This is a genomic window from Pseudarthrobacter sp. R1 (assembly GCF_024494415.1).
Classification (GTDB): Bacteria; Actinomycetota; Actinomycetes; order Actinomycetales; family Micrococcaceae; genus Arthrobacter.
On record NZ_JAMKFI010000008.1, the window covers coordinates 519,627 to 545,471 of the forward strand.

Genomic DNA, 25,845 nt, shown 5'->3' on the forward strand with positions numbered 1-25,845 from the left:
GGGGGCTTTAAGACCCCCGCACCCGCGGTGTCGGTCGTCCTACCCGGCCGGTTCGTAGCCAAGCAGGTTGATTGATGGAACGCCCTGCAGAGGCACCGTTTTGAGGTCTTTGGAGGAGACCCAGAATCCGCTCGGGGAGCTGAGCGGCGCAAACCAGGCCTGATCCACGAAGTACTCGTTGATCGCCCGGTACGCCTCGGTCTGCTTATCTTCAGGGGCAGCGTTGGCCGCCGCGATAAGTTCCTGCAGCTTCGGAGTTGTTGACTGGAAGGGGTTAAAGGCGCCGTTCAGAGCGGCGTCTGCGTCCTTCGCATCAATTCCGGAAATGGGGCTGAACATGAAGAACATTCCGTAGCTTCCGCCAAATACCTTCGCGAAGAAATCTTGGAAAGGCACTGGTTCCCAATTCACGGTGATACCAATTTCCGACAGCGCCTGGCTAACGATCGGCTCGTACGTCGTGGTGGCGAAGTTGCTCGGCATCGTTACGTTGAAGCCGTCGGCGTAGCCGGCCTCAGCCATCAGCTCACGGGCGCGTTTAACGTCGTATGGGGTCTTGTCGAGCAATTCCTTGTCGAAAGTTTCCGAAATCGGGCTAAACACCTGGTTAGTCGCGCCGTCGCCGGTTTCTACGAGATTCTTGGCTATTGATTCACGGTCAAATGCCATATTGATTGCAAGCCTCACGCGCTGATCGGCCAGGGCAGGAACAACCTTTCCTTCCCTGTCGACGAGCCAGAGTGCGGCCATATTGCCTGGAGGTGCCTCTCCTTGGTTGAACTGGCTAGCGGCGTACTGCTTGAGCGCCTCCTTCTTTTCGCCGTACACGTCAACCTGACCGGCGCGAAACGCATTTCGTGCCGCAGCCGAGTCTTGCAAAAGCTTTGCCTCCACACGCTCGAAGGGATACGCCTCGGCGTTCCAATGGTCCTCGTTACGGACGAGGACGTAGATATCGCCGACCTTGGTCGCTTCCTTGTCCAAAACGTATGGCCCGGAGCCGACGGGTTCTAACTTTGAACTCTCGGCCGTGAGGACTTTAGGTGACCCAACACTGCCGACAGAGGTGGACAGGTTATAGAGCAGAGCGCCATCGGGGCGGGACAATTCGACCAGAACGGTCGATTCGTCTGTGGCCTCCACAGCTGAGACGCTGGCGAGGCTTTGTGAGCTGGCCGGCCCCTTGCGCGCCGCCTCGAGTGATGCAACGACGGCCGCAGCGTCAACCGGAGCCCCGTCCGTGAAAGTCATCCCCTTCCGGATGTTAAGGGTCAGCCGTGTGCGGTCGGTGTTGTACTCCCATGCCTCTGCAATTCCGGGCTGGAACTTGTCGACCGTGGGGGCCAGAGTGACGATCGTGTCATAGACAGCGGTGGCCAAGTACTGCTCCCCACCGGCCCATTCGCCGATGGCAAAACTGGTGGGGGGTGTGTTGAGCGCAAGGTGGAGTGTGTCCTCTTTATCCTTGTTGCCGCTGTCATGGCCGTTGCCGGCGGTGCAGGCTGAAATTGCCAGACTCGCCATGACGGCGATGGCCGCCGTCTTCATCGCTAAAGCGATTCTCATATGGAACTCCCTTATCGGGTTGGATTAGAACGTGGTCCGCGTCAATAGCTGTTTGATGACACGTGTTACTTCACGTGAGCAAGAGCATATGCTTTCACGTGTTACCTAGCAATAGATGTGCGATTTTTCACTGAATCTTTCGCTAGCGGTTATCCGCTCTGGTGCTATATTGCAGCCAACAGCGGTCGCAGCTCCCTGCATTGGCAGAAGGGATCAACGCGGCCGGAGGCGCAGCAACAGCAACTTGGCTGGACCTCAGCGACCCCAGAGCCATGCGTTGGCCGCCTACGGTACCGTCCACTTCGTGCATAACAACGCCGCTGCCGGCGCTGAGGAGGGACGCTACCCTGGTTTCGTTCAGACCGACGTCTTTTTCGACATCAACGTCCGAGGCATTGCTCTTGACCTCTCCGCGCGCCCTCAAAATAATGTGGGACGGAGATGCCGCGATAGCGGACGCCTCCTCCGTTTCGGCTCTCGGTGGCGACATAGCACAGTTGGCACAGGCGCCTGCAAGGCGGCGATCAACGCCCTCACCGTCTACACCGCAACCCAAGACGGTCGGCAGGATATCCGATGCAAAGCAGAGTGCCCGGGCTTTACTCCGAGCGCGTCAGCGAGGAGGCATCCCGGACGATGAGCTGAAAATCCTGGGGAGGAAAACGTTGAAGCCGTACCGCTACGCCGGAGCTACTGGCGGAGGTATCACGTTCCTGGTCTCACCTTGCAGCGCCCCACGCTTCATGCCAGATCCTTTCTCCGGGCCGTGGCTTTAGACTCATCCGCAAACGCACGATCAGGTCGTCGTCGCGGGCGCCTGCCGACCATTAGGGACGGCTGCTTCTACACTTAGACGACTGGCAGGGCCCGGTGCGATGTGCTCCGGTCCCAGGCCCCGCGTCTGTATGCCCTACATGCGGATCAGGCCCACCGGGAGACCGTACAAATCCCCTTAGTCGCGGGTTTACGGCTAGATGGCCTTGATGACGGTTTCGATGGCGGAGAACTTGTCGGATTCGATGCAGATCCTGATTTCGCCGGAGCCGGTGGGGCGGATGACGGCAAGCGCTTGTCCCAGGAAGGTTGTGCAGGTAGACCCGGCGTAGTCATCTTCGGACTTCGGATCAGCACTGCCGAGGCCCTGGAGAACGCCGTTTCCGCTCACTTTCACGGTCACTGCGGCATTCTGGAGGACGTGGACTGTTCCTGCCTTGTCGGCGATGCTGATGTTGACGAAGGCCAGGTCATTATCGTCGGCGCGGATTTCGGTCCTGTCGGGAGTGACTGTCAGCGCAACGTCCGATCCGGCTGACTGCAGTTCGTCCCGGGCCGTCTCCTTACCATCTTTATAGGCGACAGCGACGAGGTGTCCGGGCTGGTACTCCGTTTCGAAAACGGCCATGAACCGGTTGCTCTTTCCGGCTGGGGCTCTGCCTACCGTCTTGCCATTGAGGAGCAATTCGATTTCCTCGGCGTCCGAGTACACCTCAATGGTCATAGGTGTGCCCTCATAGCCGGTCCAGGTCCAGTTGCTGACGCTGTCACTCCAGGTGTAGAGGGAGGGCTTGAGGCTTTCCTTATCCGTGATGTCGGGGCGGTGCACCGCGATGTACGGGGTGGTCCGCAGCCCCCAGACAATTTCGCGCCAGTAGGAGAGCGTGCGGCGCTGGCCGGTCACGCCGTGGTCGGCGGTCATCGATAGCCGCCAGGGGTAGTTTCCAAAGAAGGCTTCTTCGGCGGGTTTGTCCGCGCCAAGGCCGGCTTCGCCGATGTATTCCCAGGCGGTCCAGCTGAATTCCCCGATAACCTGCGGGTGGCGTTCGACGTACTCCCATACCTCGTCGAGCTTGTTTGGCAGGCCCTCTGTGCCGATCAGCAGCCGCTGTGGGTGGCGTTTCATGTCCAGTTCGTAACGGCCGTAGGCATAGTTGTATCCGGGGATGTCGACCTGGGACATCGCTTCTTCGAGTCGCTCGGTCGCGAGGTCCGATGCGACCAGGTCCTTGGTCAACTCCCCAAGGTCCCGCATGAAGGAGTTGACCCCTCCGGCGTCAGCCTGTTTGCCAACCTGGGCCTTGAGGTCGTGGAGGACGGTCATCATGGGGTTGACGGCGTTGGTTACTGGGCGGGTGTCATCGATGGTTTTGATGAAGTCGATCATGTCCCGCCCGTGGATGGCGCCCCAGGTGTTGCCGGTATCGGAAACCTCATTGCCGATTGAGTACATGATGACGCTCGGGTGGTTGTAGTCCCGCTGGAGCATCTCGGTGAGGTCGCGCCGCCACCATTCGTTCATGTCGACGCCGTAGCCGAAACCGACTCCGGATGAGGTCCATCCGTCGGTGAATTCATCGAGCACCAGCATGCCAAGGCGGTCGCAGGCGTCGAGCATCGCTGCGCTGATGGGATTGTGCGCGGACCGGATGGCGTTGTACCCGGCCTCCTTGAGGAGTTCGACCCGGCGTTCCTCTGCCCGGGCGATCGTTGCAGCCCCGATCAGGCCGTTGTCGTGGTGGATGCACCCGCCGCGGAGCTTGACGGTTTCACCGTTGATCCGCATGCCATGGCGCACGTCCCATTCGAGGGTTCTAATGCCAAAGGTGGACTCCACTGTCTCGCCCGTGCTGTTACTGGGTTCCAGACGCGTCCGGCAGGTGTACAGCGATGGTGAGTCAACGCTCCAGCGCGCGGGGTTGTCGATCGTGAACTGCTGGCGCAGCAGCGCAGACTCAAGCGGTCGTACCGCAAGGAAGGCTGACTCCGCTGCGACGACCGTGCCGGCCTGGTTTACCATTTCAGTCACGACGTTGAGCGTGCGCAGTTCCGTGGAATCGTTTTGGAGCTCAGTGATAACCCCAACCACAGCCGTTTCGGCGGTGGCGCTGATGGTGCGGATCTTTACACCGTTCCTGGCCACATGGAGAGGGGCGCCGACCAGCAGGTGGGTGTCGCGGTAGATGCCCAGGCCTGAATACCAGCGGGCGTCAAAGTGGTTGCGGCACTCGACCCGGATCTCGTTGTCGCCGTCTTTCAGGTAGGGGTCGATCCGGACGGAAAACGGGATGTACCCGTAGGGGCGCTGGCCAACGAACGCGTCATTGACGTAGATCATCGCCCCCCGGTAAACGCCGTCAAACTGGATCTCAACCCGGCCCTCCCGGTAGCCCTCAGGCGCGGCGAAAGTCTTAACGTACTCGATGACGTCCTCGCCGTAGAAACCGGTAAGCCCGCCCGGGAGGTTGTCTGCGGAGCGGGGCTGGGAGATCAGCCAGTCATGGGGAAGCGTCACCGGGATCGGCGCCTGGGCCTGGCCCATGATCTCCAGGAAGGGGCTGGTCCGGGGACGCACGCCCCAGCCCTGATTGAAGGATGTTTTCTGCATGCTCTTTTCCTTACAATAGATGTTTCGTCGGTCGTTGACGATGACGCTAGGGCAGGTGAATTAGGGTGGTCACAGCGTTGGGGTCGCCGGAAAAAGCGCCGGCTTCCAGGACGGCTACCGGGGCCGCCCAGGAGAAAAAGCCCCCGTCGACCCACCTCTGAAGGGGACGCAGCGAGCCCCGGACTCCGACCGTGACGCTCGTACACGACGCTGGTGGGTCGCGGTCGAACTACGGCAGATGCCCTTCGTTGGTTGGCATCGAGTAGGGCATCCTGCCGCTGCCGATCAAATCCCCAGCAAGCGTGCGTCCGTTTCGGAAGGGTGGGCGCCGTTTTGGATGCGGGCAACGGCGTCGTTGAATGTGCCCGTCTGGGTGGTTGTTGTTGGCATGCTGCAGTCCTCAATGTGTTGGTCGCGGCGCTCGGGCGACGGTAGCCGGCGCTAAATGCGCGGGGCGCCCAGGTGTTTAACCTGGGCGCCCTGCACCGGTGTTGTTAGGAGACGCTGGTGGTGGCGTAGAAGCCGCGGCGTTTTCCGTCGATGATGGCGGTGTTCTCGATGTCGAAGGCTCCGGTCAGTCGCGTGTCGGCTGAGGAGGCGCCGACTTTGACCGTCATCTGCCCGGCTTCGACAACCCACTGCATGTCCACGTCAAGGAAGGCGAACTGGTCGGCCCGCATGGTGAAGTGGACGGTTTTGGTCTGCCCGGCTTTAAGTTCCACCCGGTTGAAGCCGGCGAGTTCCTGCACTGGGCGGACCATGCTGGCGAGTTCGTCACGGACGTAAACCTGTACGACCTCTTCGCCGTCCCTCTGTCCGGTGTTGGTGATCTCGCACGAGAGGTGCACCACCCCGTCGGCCTTGACTGTGGGGTCCAGGGTGAGGTTGGAATACTCAAAGGTCGTGTAGCTCTTTCCCTCTCCGAAGTGGAACAGGGGGACCTTGGAGCCGTCGACGTAGCGGTTCATGATCATGGTCCCGGCACTGCTGAAGCTGTTGCTCCTCTTGTGAGCTGCGTACAGGGGGATCTGACCGGCGTCCCTGACGGCTGTCATCGGCAGCCGGCCTGCGGGGTTGTAGTCGCCGAAAAGCACATCGGCCAGCGCTTCGCCACCGGTTTCGCCCGGGAACCAGTTCTCAATGACTGCCGGGAAGTGTTCGGCAATGTACACGCTGGAGAGCGGTTTGGCGTCCATGTGGACCATGACGGTGGGTGTGCCGGTCTCGAAGATCTGTCGTGCGAGTTCTTCCTGGATGCCGGGAAGGCCGACGTTGGAGGTGTCGATACCCTCGCCCGAGGTGCAGGAGCTGCCCCAGCCGTACTTGCCGCCCAGGGTCAGGATCACGACATCGGCATCTTTCGCGGCCGCGACGGCTGCGTCAAAGCCGGTGCGGTTCGTACCGGCGATGTCGCAGCCCTTTTCGTACACCACGTCGGCTTCCGGGCACTTTGCCTTGATGGACGCCACGATGGTGGGGGTCTTGTGCCCGAGCGCCCCCTGAAGGGCCTGCTCCACGGCTTCCGGCTCGGACCGTACGTCGCTTCCCTCGAACAGGGGGGCCAGCGGCGGCTGCTCGTAGGAGGCGGTCAGTTCGGGTAGATCCAGCATTCCGGCCATCTCCGACATGGTTCCGCTCATTGCCAGGTCGATGGAGGCCGGGTAGGTGTAGCAGCCGAAGAACAGCCGCAGGGAGTTGCCGTGGGGCCCGATGACGGCAATTTTCTTGGTTGCCTTGCTCAGGGGGAGCAGCCCGTCGTTTTTCAGTAGAACGATGGACTCGCGCGCTGTCTTGAGGCTGTGGGCCTTGGTTGAGATCGGTTCGTAGGCCTCGGCGATCAGTTCCTTGCGTGCTGAGTTGTTCTCCAACAGGCCGAGCCTGGCTTTCAGGGTCAGCATGCGGCGCACGGCACGGTCGATAAAGCGTTCTTCCAGGTCTCCGCGCTTTACGGCTTCGACCAGGCCGTCGGTGAACCCGTAGGGAGTCGGCAGTTCCACGTCCAGGCCGGCCTTGAGGGCCTTGATGCCACCATCTGTCGGATCGGCGCCTACGTTGAGGTCAACGGCAAGGTTAATGGACATGTAGTCGGAAACGACGAGTCCTTCAAACCCCATCTCCTCCCGCAGCAGGTCATCGAGGATGTGCTTGGAGGCAATGATGAGTTCGCCATCGATGGTGCCGTAAGAGTTCATGATGCCGGCCAGGTTCGCCTCGGTGATGGCGGCCTGGAACGGCTTGGCGAAAACCTCGCGGAGTTCCCGGGGCGGGATGGGGTTGGAGGTCATGTTCAGGCCGCCCTCGGACAGGCCAAAGCCCAGGAAGTGCTTGCCAGTGGCAGCAACGCCGTCCTGCAGGTCCGGGCCCTGGAGGCCCTTGACGAAAGCCACGCTCATGGCAGCGCACAGCGTGGGGTCCTCACCATAGGTCTCCCCCACACGTCCCCAGCGCGGATCCCGGGCGACATCCATGATGGGTGACAAGGCCTGGCGCACGCCGACCGAGAGCATCTGGCCGCGCACGATGTCGGTCATGCCCTCGATGGTGTCGGGGCTCCAGGTAGCACCGAGCCCGATCGCAGAGGGAAAGACGGTCCCTCCAAGACCGGTCCAGCCTGAAACCGCTTCGCCATGCAGCAACGGCGGGATCGACAGATCCGTCTTGGCACTGGCCGCCTCCTGCACCTCGTCGTAGTGGTCGGCGTCGGCCTCAATCGACACCCCGGTGCTGATGCTTCCCGAAGCGCCCAGGCCATGGGGGAACTTGGCAAGGCCAGCCTCGAGGTGGCCGGTAATGGGGATAGTGCACTGAAGCTGGGCAACCTTTTGCTCCAGCGTCATTTGAGAAAGAAGGTCCTCGACCTGATCCGTGACGGCAACCGCCACGTCAGAAGTCGAAAGCAACTGGTTTTCCATGTAAGTCTCCTTGTTCCGCCACCCGCAGACGTGGCGTGAGATGGGGCATCGAACTGCCGCGGGTCAGCGCTGGGCGGTGGCCGGACAATGTCGGAAAGAGCACCGGGTCGAACGACCGGATACCAGGACGGGCCTGTGGGGCGTCTTTGCCACGGTTATCCTTCACCGTTGAAGCAAGCCGCTCGTGGCCAACCACGAGGACACCTCAGTTTTTCCCGAGGTGGGAAAAACCCTAGATTGCTTACGGACGTGAGTCAAGTCGCATCCACTCCACAGGAGGCGGGCGCAACAAAATAGGCCATTCCCAATGGGAGCCCGGAACGCGGGTGCCCCTTGGCCCGGCAGTGGGGACAAAGAAGGGTGCTCGGCGGCCAGTAACCTCCTCAGGGGCATGGCGTCCCGAGGGCGAGTCCGGATAGCTGCCGGCGGGCATAGGCACGGCACGCAACTCGTGGTGGCATTGGCGGCAAGTGTGGCCGGCCATCAATCGCTATCTCTTAGGGCCCTGATTATCTAACGAAGCGTTTCTTCGCTGGACTCCAGGAGGGTGGCACGGAGGGCGCACGAGGAGGGTGAACATGCGGCTCGGGAGGTGTACACCCCGGGCAGCAGCAAGCCAAAATAAGCACTGCCTGGGACGTCGCCACCTGCGGCGGACTGTCGCACGGCTGCACAGGAAGCTGGATTGGCTCAGTCTCCCCGTGCAGCCCGATGGCAATAAGTCAGCTCTGCTTCGTTTCAAGCATGCGTTCTATTCCAAGAGAGACAATTTCAAGGTTGAAGGCAAACTGTTCTTCGGTGCCCAGTTCCGAGGACCGGCCGCCAACAAGCTTGCGGAGCAGCGTGAACTCCTCCGTGGGCGCCTTCTCAAGCAGGTGCTCAAGAACCGGCTCTTGCGGGTGGCGGCCTGTAGGTTTTGGTATCGATCGGTCAGTGGCGGAGGTGAAGGCCAGGCCTGCCAGCATTGCTATCACGCGTCCTGCGTCAGCTTCGGAAAGGCCAGCCGCGACAAGGGCTTCCGCCGCTGCTTCGGCGGGCCTGAGGGCCTCCAGGTCTTCCTCCGTTTCGTAGCCGACAAAGCTCGCCCACGCACCTGCAGCCATGACGGCATCACGTGTGATGTGGGCAAAGCTGCGGATGGCCTTTCTCCAGTCCTTCTCTGGGATGAAGTGGTGGGAGCCAACTGCCTCCCGGAAGGCATCGGCAGCAACCATCTTCAGTAAGGATTCGCGGTTGTCCACATGGTAGTGCAGGGTCTTGCGGTCGACCCCCATTTCCTCTGCGAGGGCTTGCATCGTCAGGGTTTCCGGGTCCAGTACCTTGGCGGCCTCAATGATCCGCTCACGATCGATCCGCCGCGGCCGACCCCGTCGCGGCTTTACGCTCTCAACGCTGGTCATGGCCACCCCTTTACTGCATTCCATTGTGCTCGCTGCGCCCCGCCCCGCGTACTGGGACGCAACGGTGAACTTGACTGAAGCCTTCATCGCCTCTATCTTTTTTACCACAGCGGGAAAAATAACAGACAAGGCGAGGTTTCCTGACTCTACCGGAGTCTCCAAGGCCTCGCCACATTGATAGCCCACACGCCACTCCCCGTGTGCCGGACTTCCCATAGGCCTTGACGGACGCTGGTCCGACACCACAGTGGGGGCCGGACGTCCAGTGGTGCACTGAGTTGGACTTTGAAGGGCTTGCCGCTGCAGTGCACCTCCCGGCCAGGCTTTTTATCTTGGCATCGTCGTCATGAAGGTGCGCCTCAGTTTTGCCCGGCACCACACACCACTCACTGGAAGAATGGACATGGAAGCACTTAGCACAAGGACGAGCCGGCTTCGGCTCACGATAGACAACCGAAGCCAGCTGGAGAGCGCACTGGACTGCGCCGTCGGTGAGCTCATGACCAAAGCCGGGACAAGCGCCAGGCACGGAATTCTCGTGGAGCGGCTTGACCACAGGACCTTCACAGTCCAGTTCTGCACCGGCATCCGTCCTGGCATTGTGATGGAACGGGATTTGCGGACCCCCCTCCCCCGGTGAGCACAGCCGACCCGCCAAACATTTTTCGCTCGCGATATCTGCTACAGCCTTCAGGCGGTGGTGGAGTCCGCCCGGCCATCGCAGCTGCGGGTATCAGCGACCGCAGTGGTCGTACTGAAGAAAGGATGCATCGTGAACAGTCACACCGGCAGGAGTGCGTTTGACGCTGCAGGCTGGCAACCCGTCGATGACTGGGCAAGCGTCGAAGGGCGGTACATCGAGATTTATCGCCATGGGGTGCAGATTGATCGGGGTGTGGTGGATGCTGTAACCGCTGACGGGACCATCCTGTGGCTGATGCAGGACGGTGCGCTGCCCAGGCGCATTATCGAGCAACTGCCAGGAACCTACATTCGGGGGGGGTAAGCCCGTAAGGCGTAGTTCCCGTGGAGGAGGTTGCCCCGGTTATGCATGACCGGGGCAACCTGCCTTCTCATTTCCTACCTCATCAACAGGGACGCCCCCATGACCGCTCCTGCCGGGCTCCTACTGGTAGTGGGAAAACTCCCGGGATTTCACCCCATCCATTGCCCGCCGGCGACATCGATCGTCTGCCCGCACATGTAGTCCGCCGCCTCAGTGCTGAGGTAGGCGACCATGTTGGCAACTTCTTCGGGGATGGACACTCGTCCGAGCTGGATGTACCTGTCGACTGCTTCCAGCATGGAGCCCTTTGCGGCCAGCGCCTGCTCATCGGATGCGTTGGCCAGAATGTCCCGCAGCAGCGGGTTGATCATGACCCCTGGCGCTACTCCCAAAACGTTGATACCCCGCAAGGCGTACTCATGGGCGAGGTTTCGGGTGAACCCGATGACACCCGATTTCGCGGCGTTGTACACCGTGAGCCCCCGGTGCTGTATCCGGCCGCCCACCGAAGCGATGTTAATGATGCGGCCGTGGCCTTGGGGCAGGAAGTGCTCGACCGCGGCGTGGGCGCCGTACATGAGCATTGTCAGGCTCCCATGGACGGTGTAGTCGATGTCCGCCTTGGTGTGGTTTTCGAATTTGTCCGAAACCACCTGGACAGGGTTGTTGATCATGATGTCCAGGCCGCCCAGTGCTTTTGCGCTTTCCGCGACCACGGAGTGCACCTGGTCCCAGTCCGAGAGGTCGGCCTGGAAAGGGATGGCACGTGTGCCCCATCGTTGTTCGATGGTCGCCGCGTTGGAAACCGCACCGTCCTTGTTGATGTCGATGACCGCCACGTCCGCACCCAGGCCGGCAAGACGGTTGGCGATTGCCTGTCCGAGGCCGCCTCCCCCTGCCCCGGTAACCACCGCTTTCTTCCCGGTGAGATCCATTAGATCAGTAACCCGCTTTTCGACGATGTGCGTGGGGAGCCGGTCAAATCCCATCGTCTCGGCGAAGTCAGTTTCTTGCGTGCTCATCATGCTCCTCAATTGTTGTGGGAGGGCAAAGCGTTCTTTTGCTGAAACATCAGCGACCCTCAATGGCAACATACTGTTGCCTTTGAAGAAGGTCAATAGAATGTTGATTCATGGTGGAGATGACACGCAGGACGCAGGGCGTCCAGCAGGGTGCACGCAGTGTGCAGGTGGTAGAGGCCGTTCGCGCCGCCACAGTCTCGGAGCTCGCGCGGGTAGGTTATGCCGCCTTGACGATCGACGGCGTGGCGAAGGCGGCCCGCGTCAACCGCACGACCATTTACCGTCGTTGGCCGACACGCTCCGCCTTGCTGCATGCTGTGTTGGAGCCGCTCCTCACCCGGTATGACACCGTTCCGGATGCCGGGTCCAGCTGGCGGGACTTGTCCTCTCTTCTGCGCATGGTTCGTGACAACGTGGACTTGCCTGAGGGTCGGGCATTTTCGGAAGCAGCCAGGTCCACTGCAGTTGAGTTGCAGGACCTGGTGGCTTCCGTGCTGGAACGTGCCCTGGCCCCGTTCCACTCAGTGCTCGCGCGGGCTGTGGAGCGGGGCGAGATTGATCCCGGGCAGCGGGACCTTATCGCCCAACTCGCATTTTTTGGTGTCGTTATGTGGGACCAAACGCATACCGAACCGCTTAGCGACGGGGAGTGCGACAAGATGGCGCAACTGCTCTTGCCACGCAGCGCCGCCACATGACTGGCTCCTGAAATGGTCAGGCTGCTCAGCCGCCGTTGGATTGTCGAATGCCTTCGGCCAGGGCGGTGAAGCTGTATATGAATCCTCCATCCTTTCCGCTAACAGTCATGTAGCCATCTGTGCTGCCGGGCTTGATGGCGAGATTTGTGGCGGATGAAACAGAATCCTCTGCCGGTGCGGAGATGGTGGCGGCGAGTTCTCCATTTGGCCGGTAAACGAGGACTGCGGCCCTGTTATGCATGCCCACGTAGATGTTCCCGGCCGCATCAACCGCGAGGGAATCAACTTGGCCTTCCCCTGCACTGACATGTATCGCCGGATGTGCCGTCTCCACAGTCGTGCCATCGGGATTCAACCTCAGGTAGTCGATGCGGTTGCCGGTATTATGGCTGACCCACATTGCGTCGTGACCGGGTGCGAAGGCATTCCGTTGGGTGCAGCCATGCCGGCAGCGAGGACATTTCCAGTTGCGGTGTCCTTGTTGATGCGGACCATCCGTCCCTTTGGTTCCCAGTAGGGGTTTTGGGAACCGGCGGCGTCTGTGACGTAGAGCGTCCCGTCCTTGCCGAAGGCTATGTCGTCGGGATTCATTGCCACGCCTTCCAGTGCGCCGGCAAAGAACGTGCGGTGTTCCGTCCCCTCTGCGGTGATGCTCTGGACCGTGCCACCAACGAAGTCCGTGAGGTACAGCCGCCCGTCATGCGGGCTGAACTGGGCCGAGGTGAACGCGCTGGAACCGTCTGTGTAGACGGTGTCCACGGTGCCGGATTCAAGGTCGATTTTCATGACCTTTGGTCCACCTGGCGGGGCCGTGACGTCTACGACGAAAAGGTCGCCGTTGGGACCGAAGGTCGGTCCTTCCAGCAATGTCATGCCGGTGTCCTGATGTACTGGCGATACCTGGAGCATCCGATTGGCTGTCTGATGCCCCGCCAGTGCCGCATGTTCGGTTGTCACCCCGGGCGGAGTCTGCCGGACGGGTGGGGTGCATGCGGTGAGGAGGGTGATCGCAGCGGCGAGTGCGGCCGCGGTGACGGGCAGTTGCTGTTTCGCTCGGGTGGTCACCGTGCCGCCCTCGCCGGGGTCGTTTCTTTGGGGGGCGTTTTGCTGCCCTCATGGGTTGAGGCCAGTACATCGTTCATGTTGCTCTGGCGCCATTTGCGCAGTAAGCGATGGAAGGCAACCGGGCCGGGGCTATAGGCCGTTCCGGCGGAGGTTCGGGTTCCTTCACCGTTGTAGTAGCCGGGCGTGCATTCGGCCAGGAAGGATTCACCGTCAGTTACCGGTTGGGTCAAGTGGCTGACCCATGCTTCCTGGGATTCAAGGGTTGGTTCGACGACTCCTGTTGGTGTGTCACGTGCCCGCTTGATGACTTCGGTGATGTGCTCGGCCTGTTCCTGGAGGATATGGGCGTAGTTCACCGAGTTGGCGTTCTGCAGGAAGCCGAGGTTGAACAGGTTCGGAAAGCCGTGGGTGTAGAAGCCGTGAAGGGTGCGGGGCCCCTTGCTCCAGTTGCCCAGGAGCGATTGTCCGCCGCGGCCAGCTACCGGCAGTGTGCCAGAGAGGATTCCTGAAACTCCGACATCGAATCCTGTGGCGAAGATGATGCAGTCCACTTCATATTCGGTCTCACCCACCATGATGGACGTCTCCGTCATGCCGGTGATGCCGCCAAAGTCGGCAGTGTCAACGAGCGTGACGTTGGGCCTGTTGAACGTTTGGAGATAGGTGTCGCTGAAGCAGGGCCTCTTGCACATGTACCGGTACCAAGGTTTGAGCAGTTCGGCCGTTTCCGGATCGTCCACCAGCTCCGTGGTTCTGGCGCGGATGCGCGACATGGTCTCCCAGTCGGCAAGTTCATCCTGGATCTCGCGCGCTTGGGCGTCCATCGCACCATCTACTGCCCCGGACAGGAATTTTCGCTGCAGCCGGACGGTCCTGGTCCAGCCATCGCTGACCAGGCTCTCAGTGACCGGCTCACCGGAAAGAACCTCGAGGAAGTTTTCCATCCGTTCACGCTGCCAGCCGGGAGTCAAGGATGCCGCCCACTGCGGATCTGTTGGCCTGTTGTCCCGGACATCGATCGTGGATGGGGTGCGCTGGAATACGAAAAGCTGTTGCGCGTCCCGGCCCAGGTGCGGGATAACCTGAACGCCTGTGGCGCCGGTGCCCACGACCGCCACGCGTTTGTCCGCCAGCCCTACCAGGCCGCCTTCTGCTGTTCCCCCGGTATAGCCGTAATCCCAGCGGCTCGTGTGGAACGTGTGCCCCTTAAAGGTTTCAATTCCTGGAATGTTGGGCAGCTTGGGCTGGGTCAGCGTTCCGGACGAGGTGATGACATATCGTGCCCGGAACTGGTCGCCGCGGTCCGTTTCAACCGTCCATTCCTCCGCTTCTTCGTTCCAGGTCAGGCCTGTGGCGCGGGTGTGAAAGAGGGTGTCCCGGTACAGGTCGAACCGCTTGGCGATGGCGACGGCGTGCTGCCGGATTTCCTCGCCGGGCGCATACCGCCAGGAGGGAACGTATCCCACTTCTTCAAGCAGCGGCATGTAAACGTAGGATTCGATATCGCAGTGGATACCCGGGTAGCGGTTCCAGTACCAGGTCCCACCCACGTCCCCAGCCTCATCCATAAGCCGGATGGATTGGACGCCGGCTTCCCGCAACCGGGAGGCCGTGAGCAGTCCCCCGAAACCGGCGCCTATTACCAGCACTTCGACACGATCTTCTCGAGGTTCGCGCTCTGTTCTTTCGCGGTAGGGGTCCTTTGCGTAGTAGCCGAAGTTTCCCGCGGCAGATCGGTACTGGCCAAGACCCTCCGGCCGTACCCTGCGGTCGCGCTCCGTTCGGTACTTTGCGCGCAGCTCCTCGATAGAGGCTGGCTCCCCGGTATAACGGACGTGTGGTTCAGTAATCATGCGTCATTTCCCCGTCTCATTGGTGCGCCCCGCTCAGTAAGCGCAAAAAGCTGGGCACCAGCGAGGCAGGCCGCGGCTTCTGAGGCTTGGGCGACGCGTCGTTGGATCGATTGGTTAGCCCGGAGCTAACTATAAAAAGTTAGCGTTAAGCTAAGTAAGTGGTCAAACGGACCTAAGACGATACGGTTTACTGCATGCAGCGCCATGAAGAAAAACGAGAGTCGCTTCAGGAAAGCGTGAACAATTTGGCTGTTGCCATAGCAATACGATCCCTCCCTTTGGTGCTGCAAACATTCCTCACGACGGACCTGACCATTCAGCAACTCAAAGTATTGTCGGTGATCGTTACGTCAGCAGACGGAGTATCCATCGGAGGGCTGGTAAACCGTTTCGGCGTCTCCATGGCATCAATGTCAAAGCTTTTGGATCGGCTCGTGGCAGCCGGCCTGACTACACGCGTTTCAGACCCAGGCGATCATCGGGTTCGCATGATGGAGGCAACGCCCCTCGGACGAGCTGTCGTACGCGAACTAATGGCCACCCGGCCGGAACTGGGTGCCAACATACTGGCGCGCCTGAGCGTTAGCGAGTTGCAGGCACTGGAAACTGGCCTCGGCGCTATCAGCAGGGAGATGAGGGGCCTTTTAGGCTGAAGTTCCGGGGGAATGGACCGGCGCCAGGGCAACTTTCCGGGTCGTGTGCTTCTCAAGTTTGCCGCACGGCCGGATGATTCCGAATAAGAGATCGCTTTTCGGTACAGGACTAGGCTGTGGCTTTCACTCCTTCTGGGGACGGCCGGCCGTGGGCGAACCAGCGTGGGAAGGTGACGTCGAACAGTTGCTGGCGGGCCAGTTCTACTCCGCCCCGCAAGGGTTCTCGTTCGTCATTGGGCGACTGGAGGACGATGAGGTCGCGCGTGGCCAGCGGAAGAGCTAGTTCGTAGATCCTCTGGCGGACTTCAGAAAGGAAGACCTCCCCGGCAGACGCCATCACGCCGCCTATAACGATGACGCCGGGGTTGAACATATTCACCAAGGCCGAAATGGCTTCTCCTGCCGCCTGTGCCGATTTCCGAATGAGGGCAATTGCGAGCGGGTCCCCGTCTGCCGCGGCCAACGTAATGTCCTCAGGTATCAAGGGAGCTTTTCCGGCCCTGCTGGCCAGCGGCCCTTTTGCTCCCTGCCCGATCGCCAACTCTGCGTCGCGGACCAACGCCCATCCGGCGGCCACTGCTTCTAGACAGCCGATCTTCCCGCAACGGCATAGCGCCTCAGAGCCTGCAACTCTGACATGCCCGATGTCGCCGGCAGCACCGTTTGCCCCGCGATGTATTCGTCCCTCAGACAACAATCCGGCGCCCATACCCAACCCGATTTTGCAATAGATCAAGTCCGTGGGCACGTCTCGGCGGCGGGCGCATTCTCCGAGCGCCAGGAGATTCACGTCATTGTCTACCCAAACCGGCGCATCGTATCGCTCCTCGAAGGGTGTGAGGACGTCGAAATCGTTCCAGCCTGGCATGATGGCCGGTGCCACGGGCCGTCCGGTGAGGAAGTCTACGGGTCCGGGAAGCCCCACCACGACGCTCCAGACAGGTTGCTTGTTCCCCTTCTCCAGTAGGTCGTCCACCATCGAGATCACCATGTCAATGGTTTCCTCAGGCCCACGGGAAATGTCCCAGCTACGGTGCATGTGCTCCAAGATGTCGCCGTCCAGCCCGGCAATGCCCACTCTGACGTGCAGGGCTCCCAGGGCACAAACGACGACCATTCCCTGTTCAGCGCAAAATCGAAGCGTCCGAGGTTGGCGGCCCCCGGAAGAGGTTCCGAATTCACCGTCAGCCAAGAAGCCCATCTTGATTGCCTGATCCACTCGCTGCGAAACCACGCCGCGGCCAAGGCCCGTCAGTTTACCAAGTTCCGGGCGGGTGATCGCCGCACCAGTTCGGACCAGGTTGACGATCCGCAGCAGGCTCGTCCCTTCATCCGTTTGGGCTCCGAAGCGGAGGGTGGACTCCGTGGTCATGCTTAATCACTCCTCCACAGCAGCACGGACTAAACAGGGAACCTGTGATGTTGGGACCCGCCCCATGCATGAATAATCGAAAAAGCAATCCCATAGTGAAAAATAGCCTTCCTGCTGGACGCGCCGTTAAAGAAGGATTAAGACCGTGAGTGGGATGCGAACTGCCGCACTTGTTCCGCCTGAAGTTCGGACAGTCGCCAGTGCTACTGGCCCTGTTGTGCCAAGCCTGGAAGGCACGGTAAGTGGAGTTCGTGAACCGCGCTCCCCTGTCTCGACGCCAACAATGCCGGGCGCAGGCCGAATTTCGGAACCGTTTGCATTCTAGTTTATCCGCTTGTCGGAAAAAGTTATACACTTGGACCTGTCCAACGCAAGCTAAAGTTGCGGCTGGTAACCAAAATGCGCGGACCGTCGGTCATTGACGGGAGGATTGGCTGTCGTCGCGGGGCGCGTCAAAGTGCTGAAGGCGCTTGGAGGGAAATCAATGGCCATAGAGCGCTATACGGGTCTGGCATCAGTGCTGGAGACAATCCGTTGGCAGGACGGCATCACGCAGGCAACCCTGACTGACCAAGTGGGGCTGGGCCGGAGTGTCGTTGCCGAGCGGGTTGCAGAACTCGAACAGATCGGGCTCATCCACTCCCCCGGCCGCGCTCCCTCCACGGGAGGGCGGACCGCCAAGCTTTTGTCACTCAACGCCCAGGCCGGCTACGTCGTAGGCGTGGACATCGCCTCAAATGAAATGGTCGTGAGCGCTTCCGATCTTGCCGGTGCCTTGCTCGGCACCCGCTACCGGGAACTATGCGACGTCGGCGAAGGGCCCGCGCGGATCCTGGACCAGGCCAATGCGATTATCGAGGTAGTAATCAGGGAGCAAAGCAGCCACAACCTGCTGGGGATCGGCGTAGGCCTCTCCGGTCCGGTCAATTTCGATACCGGCACTCCCGTCGGCGTACCGGTCCTGCCCGGTTGGGATGACTACCCGGTGCGGGAAGAGTTCGCGGCGCGCTGGCCGGTTCCGGTCTGGGTAGACAATCGCGTCAATCTTTTGGCTCTCGCTGAAATAGACAGCAATCCGCGGGCTGCCAAAGCAAAGCATCTGCTCTATTTCGGAGCCGGCGCCGGGGTTGGAGCTGCCCTCATCACCGACGGCAGGCTTTACCGGGGCTCCCATGGCCTGGCCGGCTCTATTGGCCACGTGGCCGTCCCCGAGGCGGGAGTGGTCGCCTGCAGGTGCGGACGCACAGGCTGCCTTGAGGCCGTCACCAGTGGATGGGCGATCGAGCGGGACGGCTTGATGTTGGCCGAAACTGGACGCAGCACCTACCTCGCACAAGTCCTCAAAGAGACCGGCCGTGTTCGCGCATATGACGTCACGCTTGCCGCTGAGCATGGGGATGCAGCGGCGATTGAACTACTCAGCCGAACGGCGACGCTCCTTGGAAGCAGCCTCGCAACCTTGGTAAGTTTTTTCGCTCCTCACATGCTGGTTGTTGGCGGTGGCATTGCCCGAGCAAAAGACATCATGCTGAAGCCCATACAGCAAGCCGTCCTGGAGCGGCTGCCCTCAACAGGTGCACCGGACTTGCTCGTGGAGCTATCGGCCATCGACGAACAGGTGGGGGGCGTCGTAGGAGCAGCTCAACTCGTTCTTGGCGAGCTTTTTTCCAAAGACAACCTTCCCCGGCTAATGGAGCAGCTGGCCGAGACAGACAGCCAGGGCTTGTCCGCCTAATAATCCGGTGACCGGGATAAGTAGTTGACTTATTCCGGTCACCGGATTATCTTTGTAACCAACGCCACAAAGCGTTTTTGGAGCAACAACATAGACCTCGACGGCGAGGGAAACCGAGATGGAGTACATCACCTGCATCCCGTGGCCCGGCGCCCATGTTCATTCAGGTATTCGCAGGATTTCCTGTGAACCAAGACGCCTTTCCAAGGCAATTCAGCCACCATTCCTCGCCATACCTACCCATTTCCGTTGCGTTGTCGCCGGAGAACAGTCGGATCACTCGAAGCTGAGCTTTCGACGCTTTGTCTAGGAGAATCATGCGTAAATTTGTCGGCATTGCCGCCGTCACGGCCGTTATGGCGCTTACTGCCTGCACCGGCTCTTCCCCCGGTGGTTCCGCCGCCCCTACTGAGCTGGATGTGGCGGCTATTGCACCGCCTGAGTCCTTCTCTCCGGGCAACTTCGGTACCGGCCCCAGCACTATGTTCCTTCAGCCCGTGTACGACTCCCTCTTCCGGAACACCAATGAGGGAGAACCTGCTGAGAACATCGTGACCAAGTGGTCTTACGATGATTCCCGAACGAAGCTTTCCCTCACCATCAGGGAAGGTGTCAAGTTCACGGATGGTACGCCTTTGGATGCAGCGGCGGTGAAGGCCAATCTCGATTCCGCCCGCAAGGGCACCGGCGAAGCCGGTGGGCAACTTCGCTTCATCCAAGAGGTCACCGTCACGGACGGCACCAACCTCACGGTCACGCTCTCCGCTCCCGACCCGTCGCTTGTGCCGAATCTGGGCGGAACAGCCGGTATTCTTGCCAGCCCGAAAGCTCTGGGCACTCCGGACCTGGACACCACTCCCGTAGGTTCCGGCCCATACATCCTTGATGCCTCAAAGTCCCAGACCGGCATCAAGTATGCCTACACCAGAAATCCCGAGTACTGGAACGCCAAAGACTTCCCGTTCGACACCGTCGAAGTCACCGTCTTCAACGACAACAACGCCACCCTTAACGCGCTGCGCGCAGGGGAGACGGATTTCGCCGTCGTTACTGATAAAGATGGAAACGGCCTCCAATCTGCAGGCCTGAACATTCAGTCCAGCCCTGCCTACACCACCACCGGTCTCTACTTGTTCGACCGGGCCGGTTCCCTGGTCCCTGCACTGGCTGAGCCCAAGGTACGCCAGGCTATCAACATGGCATTGGATCGCGACGCGATTCACGCGCAGGTCTTTGGGGGTAAGGGAAAAGCCACCACCCAGGCTTTCAGTTCCACCAGTGACGCCTACATCCCGGAGCTGGATGAGAAGTACCCCTTCGATGTGGCTGCCGCGAAAAAGCTCCTGGCCGACGCCGGCTATGCAAACGGCTTCACGCTGCCTATGCCGGATGTGTCACCTGTATATCCCGACCAGCAGGCGGCTGTCACTGAAGCGCTCACAGCAATCGGAGTCACCCCCCAGTACCAGCCCGTAAATGGCCAGTCCTTCATCTCGGATCTGTTGGCAGGAAAGTATCCCGCGGCAATTTTCCAGCTCAATAGCCCGCGCCCGTGGGATTTCGCGCAGATCGCGCTCACTCCGCAGTCGCTCTGGAACCCGTTCCGTGTCTCCGATCCCACGGTGGTTGATCTGATCAACAAGGCTCAGGGCGAGACCGGTGAGGCCCAAACGGAAACGTTCCGGCAATTGAACACCTATTTGGTGGACCAAGCCTGGTTTGCCCCCTATATCCAGTCTGACAGCGTTTTCGCAAGCAACGCTGAAATAACGGTCACGCCGCAGCGCTATGCCACCCTTCCGCCGCTCTGGGGCTTCACTCCTTCGAAGAAGTAGGTGGGCGGCCGGCCCATGCCGGGCCGGCCTCCCCCTCCCTACGTATCCCGTGATCTTCCGAAGCCCAAGGAGCTGCCGTGCTGATGTTTATCCTTCGCCGCCTGGCCTCAGGACTGGTGCTCATGTTCGTTATTTCCACCGCAACGTTCTTCCTGCTGAACCTCACAGGGCAGGACGCCGTCCGTCAGGTCTTGGGGCCTGTGGCTTCGGCCGAACAAGTGGAAGCCAAGCGTCAAGAACTGGGCCTCGATGAGCCGTTGATCGCCCAATACTTCCAGTGGCTCGGATCAGCCGTACGTGGAGACTTGGGACGGTCGTGGTTCACCAACCAGCCAGTGGGAGAATTGCTCTCCCAAACACTCCCTCCCACCCTTTCCATGGTGATCGGATCACTGATCCTCGCCGCCTGTTTCGGAACGTTGATAGGGGTCACTGCTGCATTGCGCCGGGGACGGCTTGACCGCGGCCTCCAAGTAGCATCGACCTTGGTTCAAGCAATTCCCGGTTTCCTGGTGGCCCTCGTTCTGGCTTTGGTCTTCGCTGTCCAACTTCGCATGTTCCCGGCTACCGGGTTCACTGCTTTCACCGATTCTCCCGGCAAGTGGCTCGCCTCCATCACGCTCCCGGTGGTTGCCCTGGCGTTGGGTTCTTTGGCCTCTATTGCCCTGCAGGTCCGGGGGTCAATGATCGATGTCATGCAGCAGGACTTTGTTCGAACACTGCGCAGCCGAGGCCTCCCTGAGCGAAGCGTGGTGGTCAAGCATGCCTTGCGCAGCGCCGCCGGCCCCAGCCTCACCACAGTGTCGCTGATGTTCATCGTGGCCATCTCCAGTTCGGTGATCATTGAGAAAGTTTTCAATATCCCCGGGATTGGCACCCAGGCCAATAACTCTGCCAGCCGTGGCGACCTGCCAGTTGTACTCGGGATCGTCCTTGTCACAGTGGTGCTCGTCGTCGTCGTCAATCTTCTCGTCGATTTGGCACAAGGCTGGATCAATCCGAAAGTTCGTGTCTCATGACCGATAACCTTGTCACCGGCACCGGCAAGTCTCTGGACGTGGTTAGCGCCGCACCCCAAGGCGACAACCTGGTCAAGAAGTTCCTTCGTGAACCTGCGGCGGTAATTTCGCTGGTGTTCCTCGCCCTGCTTGTCGTGGTGGCGGTCCTGGCACCGTTGATCTCCTCCTACGATCCCACCGCAACGCGAATTGCCGATGTCCTCGCACCTCCTTTCACCCCTGAGCATCCGTTGGGTGCTGATGGTGTGGGCCGCGACGTGCTGGCAAACCTCGTCTACGGCGCCCAAACCAGCCTTTCCAGTGCCGCGATCGTCATCGCAGTGAGCTTACTAATTGGAGTGCCAACGGGGCTTTTGGCGGGTTACCGCCAAGGATGGATCGACGGCGTGAGCATGTGGATCAGCGGTGCTCTCCTCTCGCTGCCGGCAATCGTTGTGCTCCTTGTAGTGCTGGCCCGTGTGGGCCGCAGTACCTCACTTGCGCTGGTGGTGTTCGGCATACTGATCGCCCCATCTGTGTTTCTGCTCATCCGTGGCTCGGTCCGGGCCGTGCGGGAAGAACTGTACGTGGACGCAGCCCGGGTCTCTGGCTTAAGCGATATCCGCATTATGGTTCGTCACATCCTCCCGGTCGTCATCACGCCCACCATCATCCAAGCGGCTCTGTTGGCAGGAGCCGGCATAGGAATCGAAGCCGGCATTGCCTTCCTCGGCCTTGGCTCATCTGACAAGGCCAGTTGGGGCCTGATGCTCAATGACGCATCACAAAACATCTTTAACGCTCCCTGGCTGCTCCTTTGGCCAAGCGTGGCACTGGTGCTGACTGTCATGGCCTGCACCTTAGTTGGTAACGGCTTCCGCGACGCCCTGGCGAACTACGGATCATCTTCCGCCCGCACCAAGACACTCAAAGCTGCCGAACACGCCGGAACGACACCCTCGGTTGCGCGGCAAACGGAAACAACACCTGTGGATCCGGAGGACACGCTCCTGGTCATCAACGACCTCCGGGTGTCCTACCCCCGTCCCAACGGTGAAAAGTCCGAAGTCGTCAAAGGCATTTCCTTGAGAGTGGAGCGCGGCCAGATCCTTGGTCTGGTGGGAGAATCAGGCTCGGGCAAATCGCAGACTGCCTTCTCGGTCCTGGGACTCTTGCCCGAGCAAGCCGAAATGACTGCGGGGACCTTGAGTTTCGCCGGAGTGGATCTGCTCGGGATGACCGCAAAAGAGCGCAATCGCCTGCGCGGCGCCCGGATCGGTTACATCCCCCAGGAGCCGATGAGCAACCTCGATCCCGCCTTCCGCATCGGGTCCCAACTCACGGAGCCAATGCGACACCATCTGGGGATATCGGCAAAGGCTGCAACAGATGAAGCCCTCAAACTCCTCGCTCGAGTGGGCATTCCCGATCCTGAGAGGGTCTTTAGGTCCTACCCGCATCAAGTCTCAGGCGGAATGGCGCAGCGTGTGCTCATCGCCGGAGCCGTCTCCTGCAACCCGGACCTTCTTATTGCCGACGAACCCACCACCGCGCTGGACGTTACTGTGCAGGCCGACGTGCTGGACCTCATTCGCAGCCTTCAGACCGAACGAGGCATGGGTGTCGTCCTGGTTACCCACAACTTCGGAGTGGTGGCGGATCTCTGCGACCAAGTGGCCGTCATGCGCAACGGAGAAATTGTGGAGGTAGCTGCGGTGAATGACCTGTTCACGAACCCCCAGGAAGAATACACGCGGCTCCTCTTGGACTCTGCCCTCGATTCGACCTCGAACACAGCAGCCGCCCCCTCAGTGGAGTCGGACATGACCACCGAGACAGAAGGTGCACGATGACTTCCGTCAACCAGGCCCACTCGCCTGAAGAAGAGCCCCTCCTGCGGATCACTGACCTGACCGTCGACTACCGGATCGGCGGGTTCGGTCGAAAACGGACATTCCGGGCGTTGCAGGGCGTGAGCCTCGGCATCAAGCCCGGGGAAACCCTGGGACTTGTGGGCGAGTCCGGTTCCGGTAAGTCAACCATCGGTCGCGCCGTGTTGGGTCTCGCTCCGGTGACCGGCGGCGATATCCGTTTCGACGGCAGGTCAATCACCAAGCTCAGGAAGAAGGAACGCCGGGCGCTCAGCAGCGACATCCAGGTGGTGTTTCAGGATCCTTACACTTCCCTGAATCCTTCAATGACCATCAGCGACATTTTGTCGGAGCCCATGCAGGTTTCAGGCACCTCCCGGACTGATGCTCAACGGCGGGTCCGGGAACTCCTTGATGTAGTGAATCTGCCCTCCAACTCCAGCGGCCGATACCCGCGGGAGTTCTCCGGCGGCCAGAGGCAACGCATTGCAATTGCCCGCTCCTTGTGCCGAAAGCCCAAGCTCATCGTGTGCGATGAGCCCGTCAGCGCACTGGACCTGTCCACCCAAGCACGGGTTCTCCAACTTTTCGCCGAGATACAAGAGCAGACCGGGGTTTCGCTGCTGTTTGTCACCCACGATCTGGACGTGGTCCGGCACATCAGCCAACGGGTCGCCGTGATGCGACGTGGAGAAATTGTGGAGACCGGCGCCACCGAGCAGGTTATTGCTGAGCCGCACCATGCCTACACGAAGGCCCTCCTTCTGGCCTCCCCCATCGCCAACCCGGCACTTCAAGCCGAGCGTCGTCGGGAACGGCGACTTTTTCTTGACGCTCAACCTGCACTGTCCACAGTTGCCCGCTGAGCAAACCACCAAGGCGTGACGCCCTCCCTTCTACAGACTCCTGGAGAACAGCATGACCACCACAGCGGTACCTTCAGCGCGCCCTTATCCAGCCGGCGTCGACGTCGCAATCATCGGAAGCGGCCCCGCCGGTGCTACGTATGCGCGGATACTTTCCGAGCTCAGCCCCAAGGCCACCATTGCCATCTTCGAGGCGGGACCGACCATCAGTGATCCCCCCGGATCCCACGTCAAAAACATCGCAAGCCTTGAGGACCGCGAAGCTGCCCAGCGCCGCTCGGAGGGAAAAGTGAGCGCCGTTCCGGTTGGAGGGGACCTCGCAGGGTACGCCCGCGACGTTGCCCGCCCGGTGCGGCCCGGGACCTTTCTCCTCGACGACGGGTGGCAACAGCCAGGCGAGGCGGGACTGCCGGGGCTTGCCTTTTCCAGCAATGTTGGCGGAATGGCAGCGCACTGGACCGGCGCCTGCCCGCGTCCTGGCGGGAGCGAGCGAATTGCGTTTCTTCCGAACATGGACGAACTCCTGACCGAGGCAGAACGTCTCCTCTCCGTGAGCGCGGAGGCCTTGGCTGACGCTCCCCTGGCAGACCTCGTCCGATCACGGCTGGCCTCAGCCCTCGACGCTGGCCGCGCCCCTGACCGTCGCGTGCAGCCCATGCCGCTGGCCGTTCGCCGCAGTGATGACGGCAGGTTCATTTGGTCCGGAGCTGACGTGGTGTTCGGCGACGAAACACGCAACAACCCCCAGGCCCGCTTGTTCGACGAAAGCGTTGTTGTGCGGGTGCTGACCACCGGGAACGAGGTCAGCGGTGTCCGGGTCCGTGACGAGAAGACCGGAGACGAGCATGAAATTGCCGCCCGGTACGTCGTAGTCGCCGCGGATGCCCTCCGCGGCCCACAGCTGCTGTTCGCGTCCGGTATCCGCCCCGAAGCACTCGGCCGGTACCTGAATGACCAGCCACAGATTGTCCATGCTGTCCGTTTGACCGGCGTCGTGGATGATATTCCCGCTGCCTCGTCCCGCGACACCACCATCACCGCCCAGAGCGGCGTCAGCTGGGTGCCCTTCACCGATGAGCAGCCCTTTCATGGGCAGGTTATGCAACTCGACGCGTCGCCGGTGCCAATCTCAGGGGATGTCATTCCTGGTTCGATCGTTGGCCTTGGATGGTTCTGCGCCAAGGACCTTCAGGCGTCGGACCGCGTTGAATTCTCCGAAGACACCAGGGACGCCTACGGGTTGCCGGTTATGAGCATCCACTACACCTTCACGGAACGTGACGAGCAGACCCTGTCCGCAGCACGCCAATCGGTGGTCGCGGCTGCCCGGTCCTTGGGCGAGCCTCTCGGAGACGAACCGCTCACTTTCCCTGCCGGGGCCTCGCTGCATTACCAAGGCACCCTGCGGATGGGGGCATCCAACGACGGAACCGCCGTATGCGACCCCACCGGACAGGTGTGGGACGTTCAGGGGTTGTTCGTTGCCGGTAACGGCGTCATCCCCACCCCCACAGCCTGCAACCCCACTTTGACTGGTGTGGCCCTTGCCGTGGCCGGTGCACGCCACATCGCTGAATCAATCAACTCCACGTCCACAGAGAAGTGAGGAAA

Annotated in this window: 17 protein-coding genes; 9 read left to right on the forward strand and 8 right to left on the reverse strand. The window is 60.9% G+C overall.

From position 1 onward, the window contains the following. Nucleotides 1–39: 39 nt before the first annotated feature. From M8J71_RS13290 to M8J71_RS13305, 4 genes are all read right to left on the reverse strand, one after another. On the reverse strand, nucleotides 40–1,566 hold the full coding sequence (locus M8J71_RS13290) for an ABC transporter substrate-binding protein (protein WP_256248333.1): 1,527 nt from the start codon (nucleotides 1,564–1,566) through the stop codon (nucleotides 40–42). Between the two features lie 970 nt (nucleotides 1,567–2,536). Beyond that, a complete protein-coding gene (locus tag M8J71_RS13295; protein WP_256248334.1) occupies nucleotides 2,537–4,948 on the reverse strand; it encodes a glycoside hydrolase family 2 TIM barrel-domain containing protein in 2,412 nt (803 codons plus the stop codon). A gap of 494 nt (nucleotides 4,949–5,442) precedes the next feature. Next, nucleotides 5,443–7,860, reverse strand: coding sequence for a glycoside hydrolase family 3 N-terminal domain-containing protein (locus M8J71_RS13300; protein ID WP_256248335.1), 2,418 nt, complete (start codon nucleotides 7,858–7,860; stop codon nucleotides 5,443–5,445). A 722-nt stretch (nucleotides 7,861–8,582) separates the two neighbouring features. Further along, a complete protein-coding gene (locus M8J71_RS13305; RefSeq protein ID WP_256248337.1) occupies nucleotides 8,583–9,260 on the reverse strand; it encodes a TetR/AcrR family transcriptional regulator in 678 nt (225 codons plus the stop codon). Between the two features lie 772 nt (nucleotides 9,261–10,032). Here M8J71_RS13305 and M8J71_RS13310 point away from each other — a divergent pair. Then, nucleotides 10,033–10,266 carry a hypothetical protein gene (locus tag M8J71_RS13310; RefSeq protein WP_256248338.1) on the forward strand — a complete coding sequence of 78 codons (234 nt, stop codon included), beginning with the start codon at nucleotides 10,033–10,035 and terminating at the stop codon, nucleotides 10,264–10,266. A gap of 149 nt (nucleotides 10,267–10,415) precedes the next feature. Here the strand turns inward: M8J71_RS13310 and M8J71_RS13315 are convergent, their stop codons facing one another. Continuing rightward, nucleotides 10,416–11,288 (reverse strand): SDR family NAD(P)-dependent oxidoreductase, encoded by an 873-nt coding sequence (locus M8J71_RS13315; RefSeq protein ID WP_256248339.1) that lies wholly within the window; start codon nucleotides 11,286–11,288, stop codon nucleotides 10,416–10,418. A gap of 110 nt (nucleotides 11,289–11,398) precedes the next feature. On the opposite strand from M8J71_RS13315, the gene M8J71_RS13320 reads away from it, so the two are divergent. Further along, the gene (locus M8J71_RS13320; protein WP_256248340.1) at nucleotides 11,399–11,986 is read left to right on the forward strand and encodes a TetR/AcrR family transcriptional regulator; all 588 of its coding nucleotides are present in this window, start codon (nucleotides 11,399–11,401) and stop codon (nucleotides 11,984–11,986) included. Nucleotides 11,987–12,011: 25 nt separating this feature from the next. On the opposite strand, the gene M8J71_RS13325 is transcribed toward M8J71_RS13320, so the two are convergent. Next, nucleotides 12,012–12,500 carry an SMP-30/gluconolactonase/LRE family protein gene (locus M8J71_RS13325; protein WP_256248993.1) on the reverse strand — a complete coding sequence of 163 codons (489 nt, stop codon included), beginning with the start codon at nucleotides 12,498–12,500 and terminating at the stop codon, nucleotides 12,012–12,014. A 547-nt stretch (nucleotides 12,501–13,047) separates the two neighbouring features. Continuing rightward, nucleotides 13,048–14,904 (reverse strand): flavin-containing monooxygenase, encoded by a 1,857-nt coding sequence (locus tag M8J71_RS13330; protein WP_256248341.1) that lies wholly within the window; start codon nucleotides 14,902–14,904, stop codon nucleotides 13,048–13,050. Nucleotides 14,905–15,098: 194 nt separating this feature from the next. On the opposite strand from M8J71_RS13330, the gene M8J71_RS13335 reads away from it, so the two are divergent. After that, nucleotides 15,099–15,557, forward strand: a complete 459-nt coding sequence (locus M8J71_RS13335) for a MarR family winged helix-turn-helix transcriptional regulator (protein WP_256248343.1) — start codon at nucleotides 15,099–15,101, stop codon at nucleotides 15,555–15,557. 109 nt (nucleotides 15,558–15,666) lie between these two features. On the opposite strand, the gene M8J71_RS13340 is transcribed toward M8J71_RS13335, so the two are convergent. After that, the gene (locus M8J71_RS13340) at nucleotides 15,667–16,929 is read right to left on the reverse strand and encodes an ROK family protein (protein ID WP_256248344.1); all 1,263 of its coding nucleotides are present in this window, start codon (nucleotides 16,927–16,929) and stop codon (nucleotides 15,667–15,669) included. A gap of 484 nt (nucleotides 16,930–17,413) precedes the next feature. On the opposite strand from M8J71_RS13340, the gene M8J71_RS13345 reads away from it, so the two are divergent. From M8J71_RS13345 to M8J71_RS13370, 6 genes are all read left to right on the forward strand, one after another. Next, on the forward strand, nucleotides 17,414–18,664 hold the full coding sequence (locus M8J71_RS13345; RefSeq protein WP_256248345.1) for an ROK family transcriptional regulator: 1,251 nt from the start codon (nucleotides 17,414–17,416) through the stop codon (nucleotides 18,662–18,664). Nucleotides 18,665–18,981: 317 nt separating this feature from the next. Then, nucleotides 18,982–20,499: an ABC transporter substrate-binding protein gene (locus M8J71_RS13350; protein WP_256248346.1), complete on the forward strand. Its 1,518-nt coding sequence runs from the start codon at nucleotides 18,982–18,984 to the stop codon at nucleotides 20,497–20,499. 83 nt (nucleotides 20,500–20,582) lie between these two features. After that, complete coding sequence (locus M8J71_RS13355; protein WP_256248994.1) at nucleotides 20,583–21,518, forward strand: ABC transporter permease; 936 nt, start codon at nucleotides 20,583–20,585, stop codon at nucleotides 21,516–21,518. Further along, nucleotides 21,515–23,350, forward strand: coding sequence for a dipeptide/oligopeptide/nickel ABC transporter permease/ATP-binding protein (locus M8J71_RS13360; RefSeq protein ID WP_256248347.1), 1,836 nt, complete (start codon nucleotides 21,515–21,517; stop codon nucleotides 23,348–23,350). Before M8J71_RS13355 ends, M8J71_RS13360 begins: the two co-directional genes overlap by 4 nt. Continuing rightward, a complete protein-coding gene (locus M8J71_RS13365; RefSeq protein WP_256248348.1) occupies nucleotides 23,347–24,234 on the forward strand; it encodes an ATP-binding cassette domain-containing protein in 888 nt (295 codons plus the stop codon). Before M8J71_RS13360 ends, M8J71_RS13365 begins: the two co-directional genes overlap by 4 nt. A 52-nt stretch (nucleotides 24,235–24,286) precedes the next feature. After that, on the forward strand, nucleotides 24,287–25,840 hold the full coding sequence (locus tag M8J71_RS13370) for a GMC oxidoreductase (RefSeq protein ID WP_256248349.1): 1,554 nt from the start codon (nucleotides 24,287–24,289) through the stop codon (nucleotides 25,838–25,840). The last annotated feature ends 5 nt before the right edge of the window (nucleotides 25,841–25,845 follow it).

Excerpts from the sequence above, each read along its gene's own strand:
- M8J71_RS13370 (WP_256248349.1), top strand. The coding sequence starts at position 24,287 with ATGACCACCACAGCGGTACCTTCAGCGCGCCCTTATCCAGCCGGCGTC.
- M8J71_RS13365 (WP_256248348.1), top strand. The coding sequence starts at position 23,347 with ATGACTTCCGTCAACCAGGCCCACTCGCCTGAAGAAGAGCCCCTCCTG.
- M8J71_RS13350 (WP_256248346.1), top strand. The coding sequence starts at position 18,982 with ATGCGTAAATTTGTCGGCATTGCCGCCGTCACGGCCGTTATGGCGCTT.
- M8J71_RS13320 (WP_256248340.1), top strand. The coding sequence starts at position 11,399 with ATGGTGGAGATGACACGCAGGACGCAGGGCGTCCAGCAGGGTGCACGC.
- M8J71_RS13345 (WP_256248345.1), top strand. The coding sequence starts at position 17,414 with ATGGCCATAGAGCGCTATACGGGTCTGGCATCAGTGCTGGAGACAATC.
- M8J71_RS13290 (WP_256248333.1), bottom strand. The coding sequence starts at position 1,566 with ATGAGAATCGCTTTAGCGATGAAGACGGCGGCCATCGCCGTCATGGCG.
- M8J71_RS13315 (WP_256248339.1), bottom strand. The coding sequence starts at position 11,288 with ATGAGCACGCAAGAAACTGACTTCGCCGAGACGATGGGATTTGACCGG.
- M8J71_RS13360 (WP_256248347.1), top strand. The coding sequence starts at position 21,515 with ATGACCGATAACCTTGTCACCGGCACCGGCAAGTCTCTGGACGTGGTT.
- M8J71_RS13340 (WP_256248344.1), bottom strand. The coding sequence starts at position 16,929 with ATGACCACGGAGTCCACCCTCCGCTTCGGAGCCCAAACGGATGAAGGG.
- M8J71_RS13355 (WP_256248994.1), top strand. The coding sequence starts at position 20,583 with ATGTTTATCCTTCGCCGCCTGGCCTCAGGACTGGTGCTCATGTTCGTT.
- M8J71_RS13295 (WP_256248334.1), bottom strand. The coding sequence starts at position 4,948 with ATGCAGAAAACATCCTTCAATCAGGGCTGGGGCGTGCGTCCCCGGACC.
- M8J71_RS13330 (WP_256248341.1), bottom strand. The coding sequence starts at position 14,904 with ATGATTACTGAACCACACGTCCGTTATACCGGGGAGCCAGCCTCTATC.
- M8J71_RS13305 (WP_256248337.1), bottom strand. The coding sequence starts at position 9,260 with ATGACCAGCGTTGAGAGCGTAAAGCCGCGACGGGGTCGGCCGCGGCGG.
- M8J71_RS13335 (WP_256248343.1), top strand. The coding sequence starts at position 15,099 with ATGCAGCGCCATGAAGAAAAACGAGAGTCGCTTCAGGAAAGCGTGAAC.
- M8J71_RS13300 (WP_256248335.1), bottom strand. The coding sequence starts at position 7,860 with ATGGAAAACCAGTTGCTTTCGACTTCTGACGTGGCGGTTGCCGTCACG.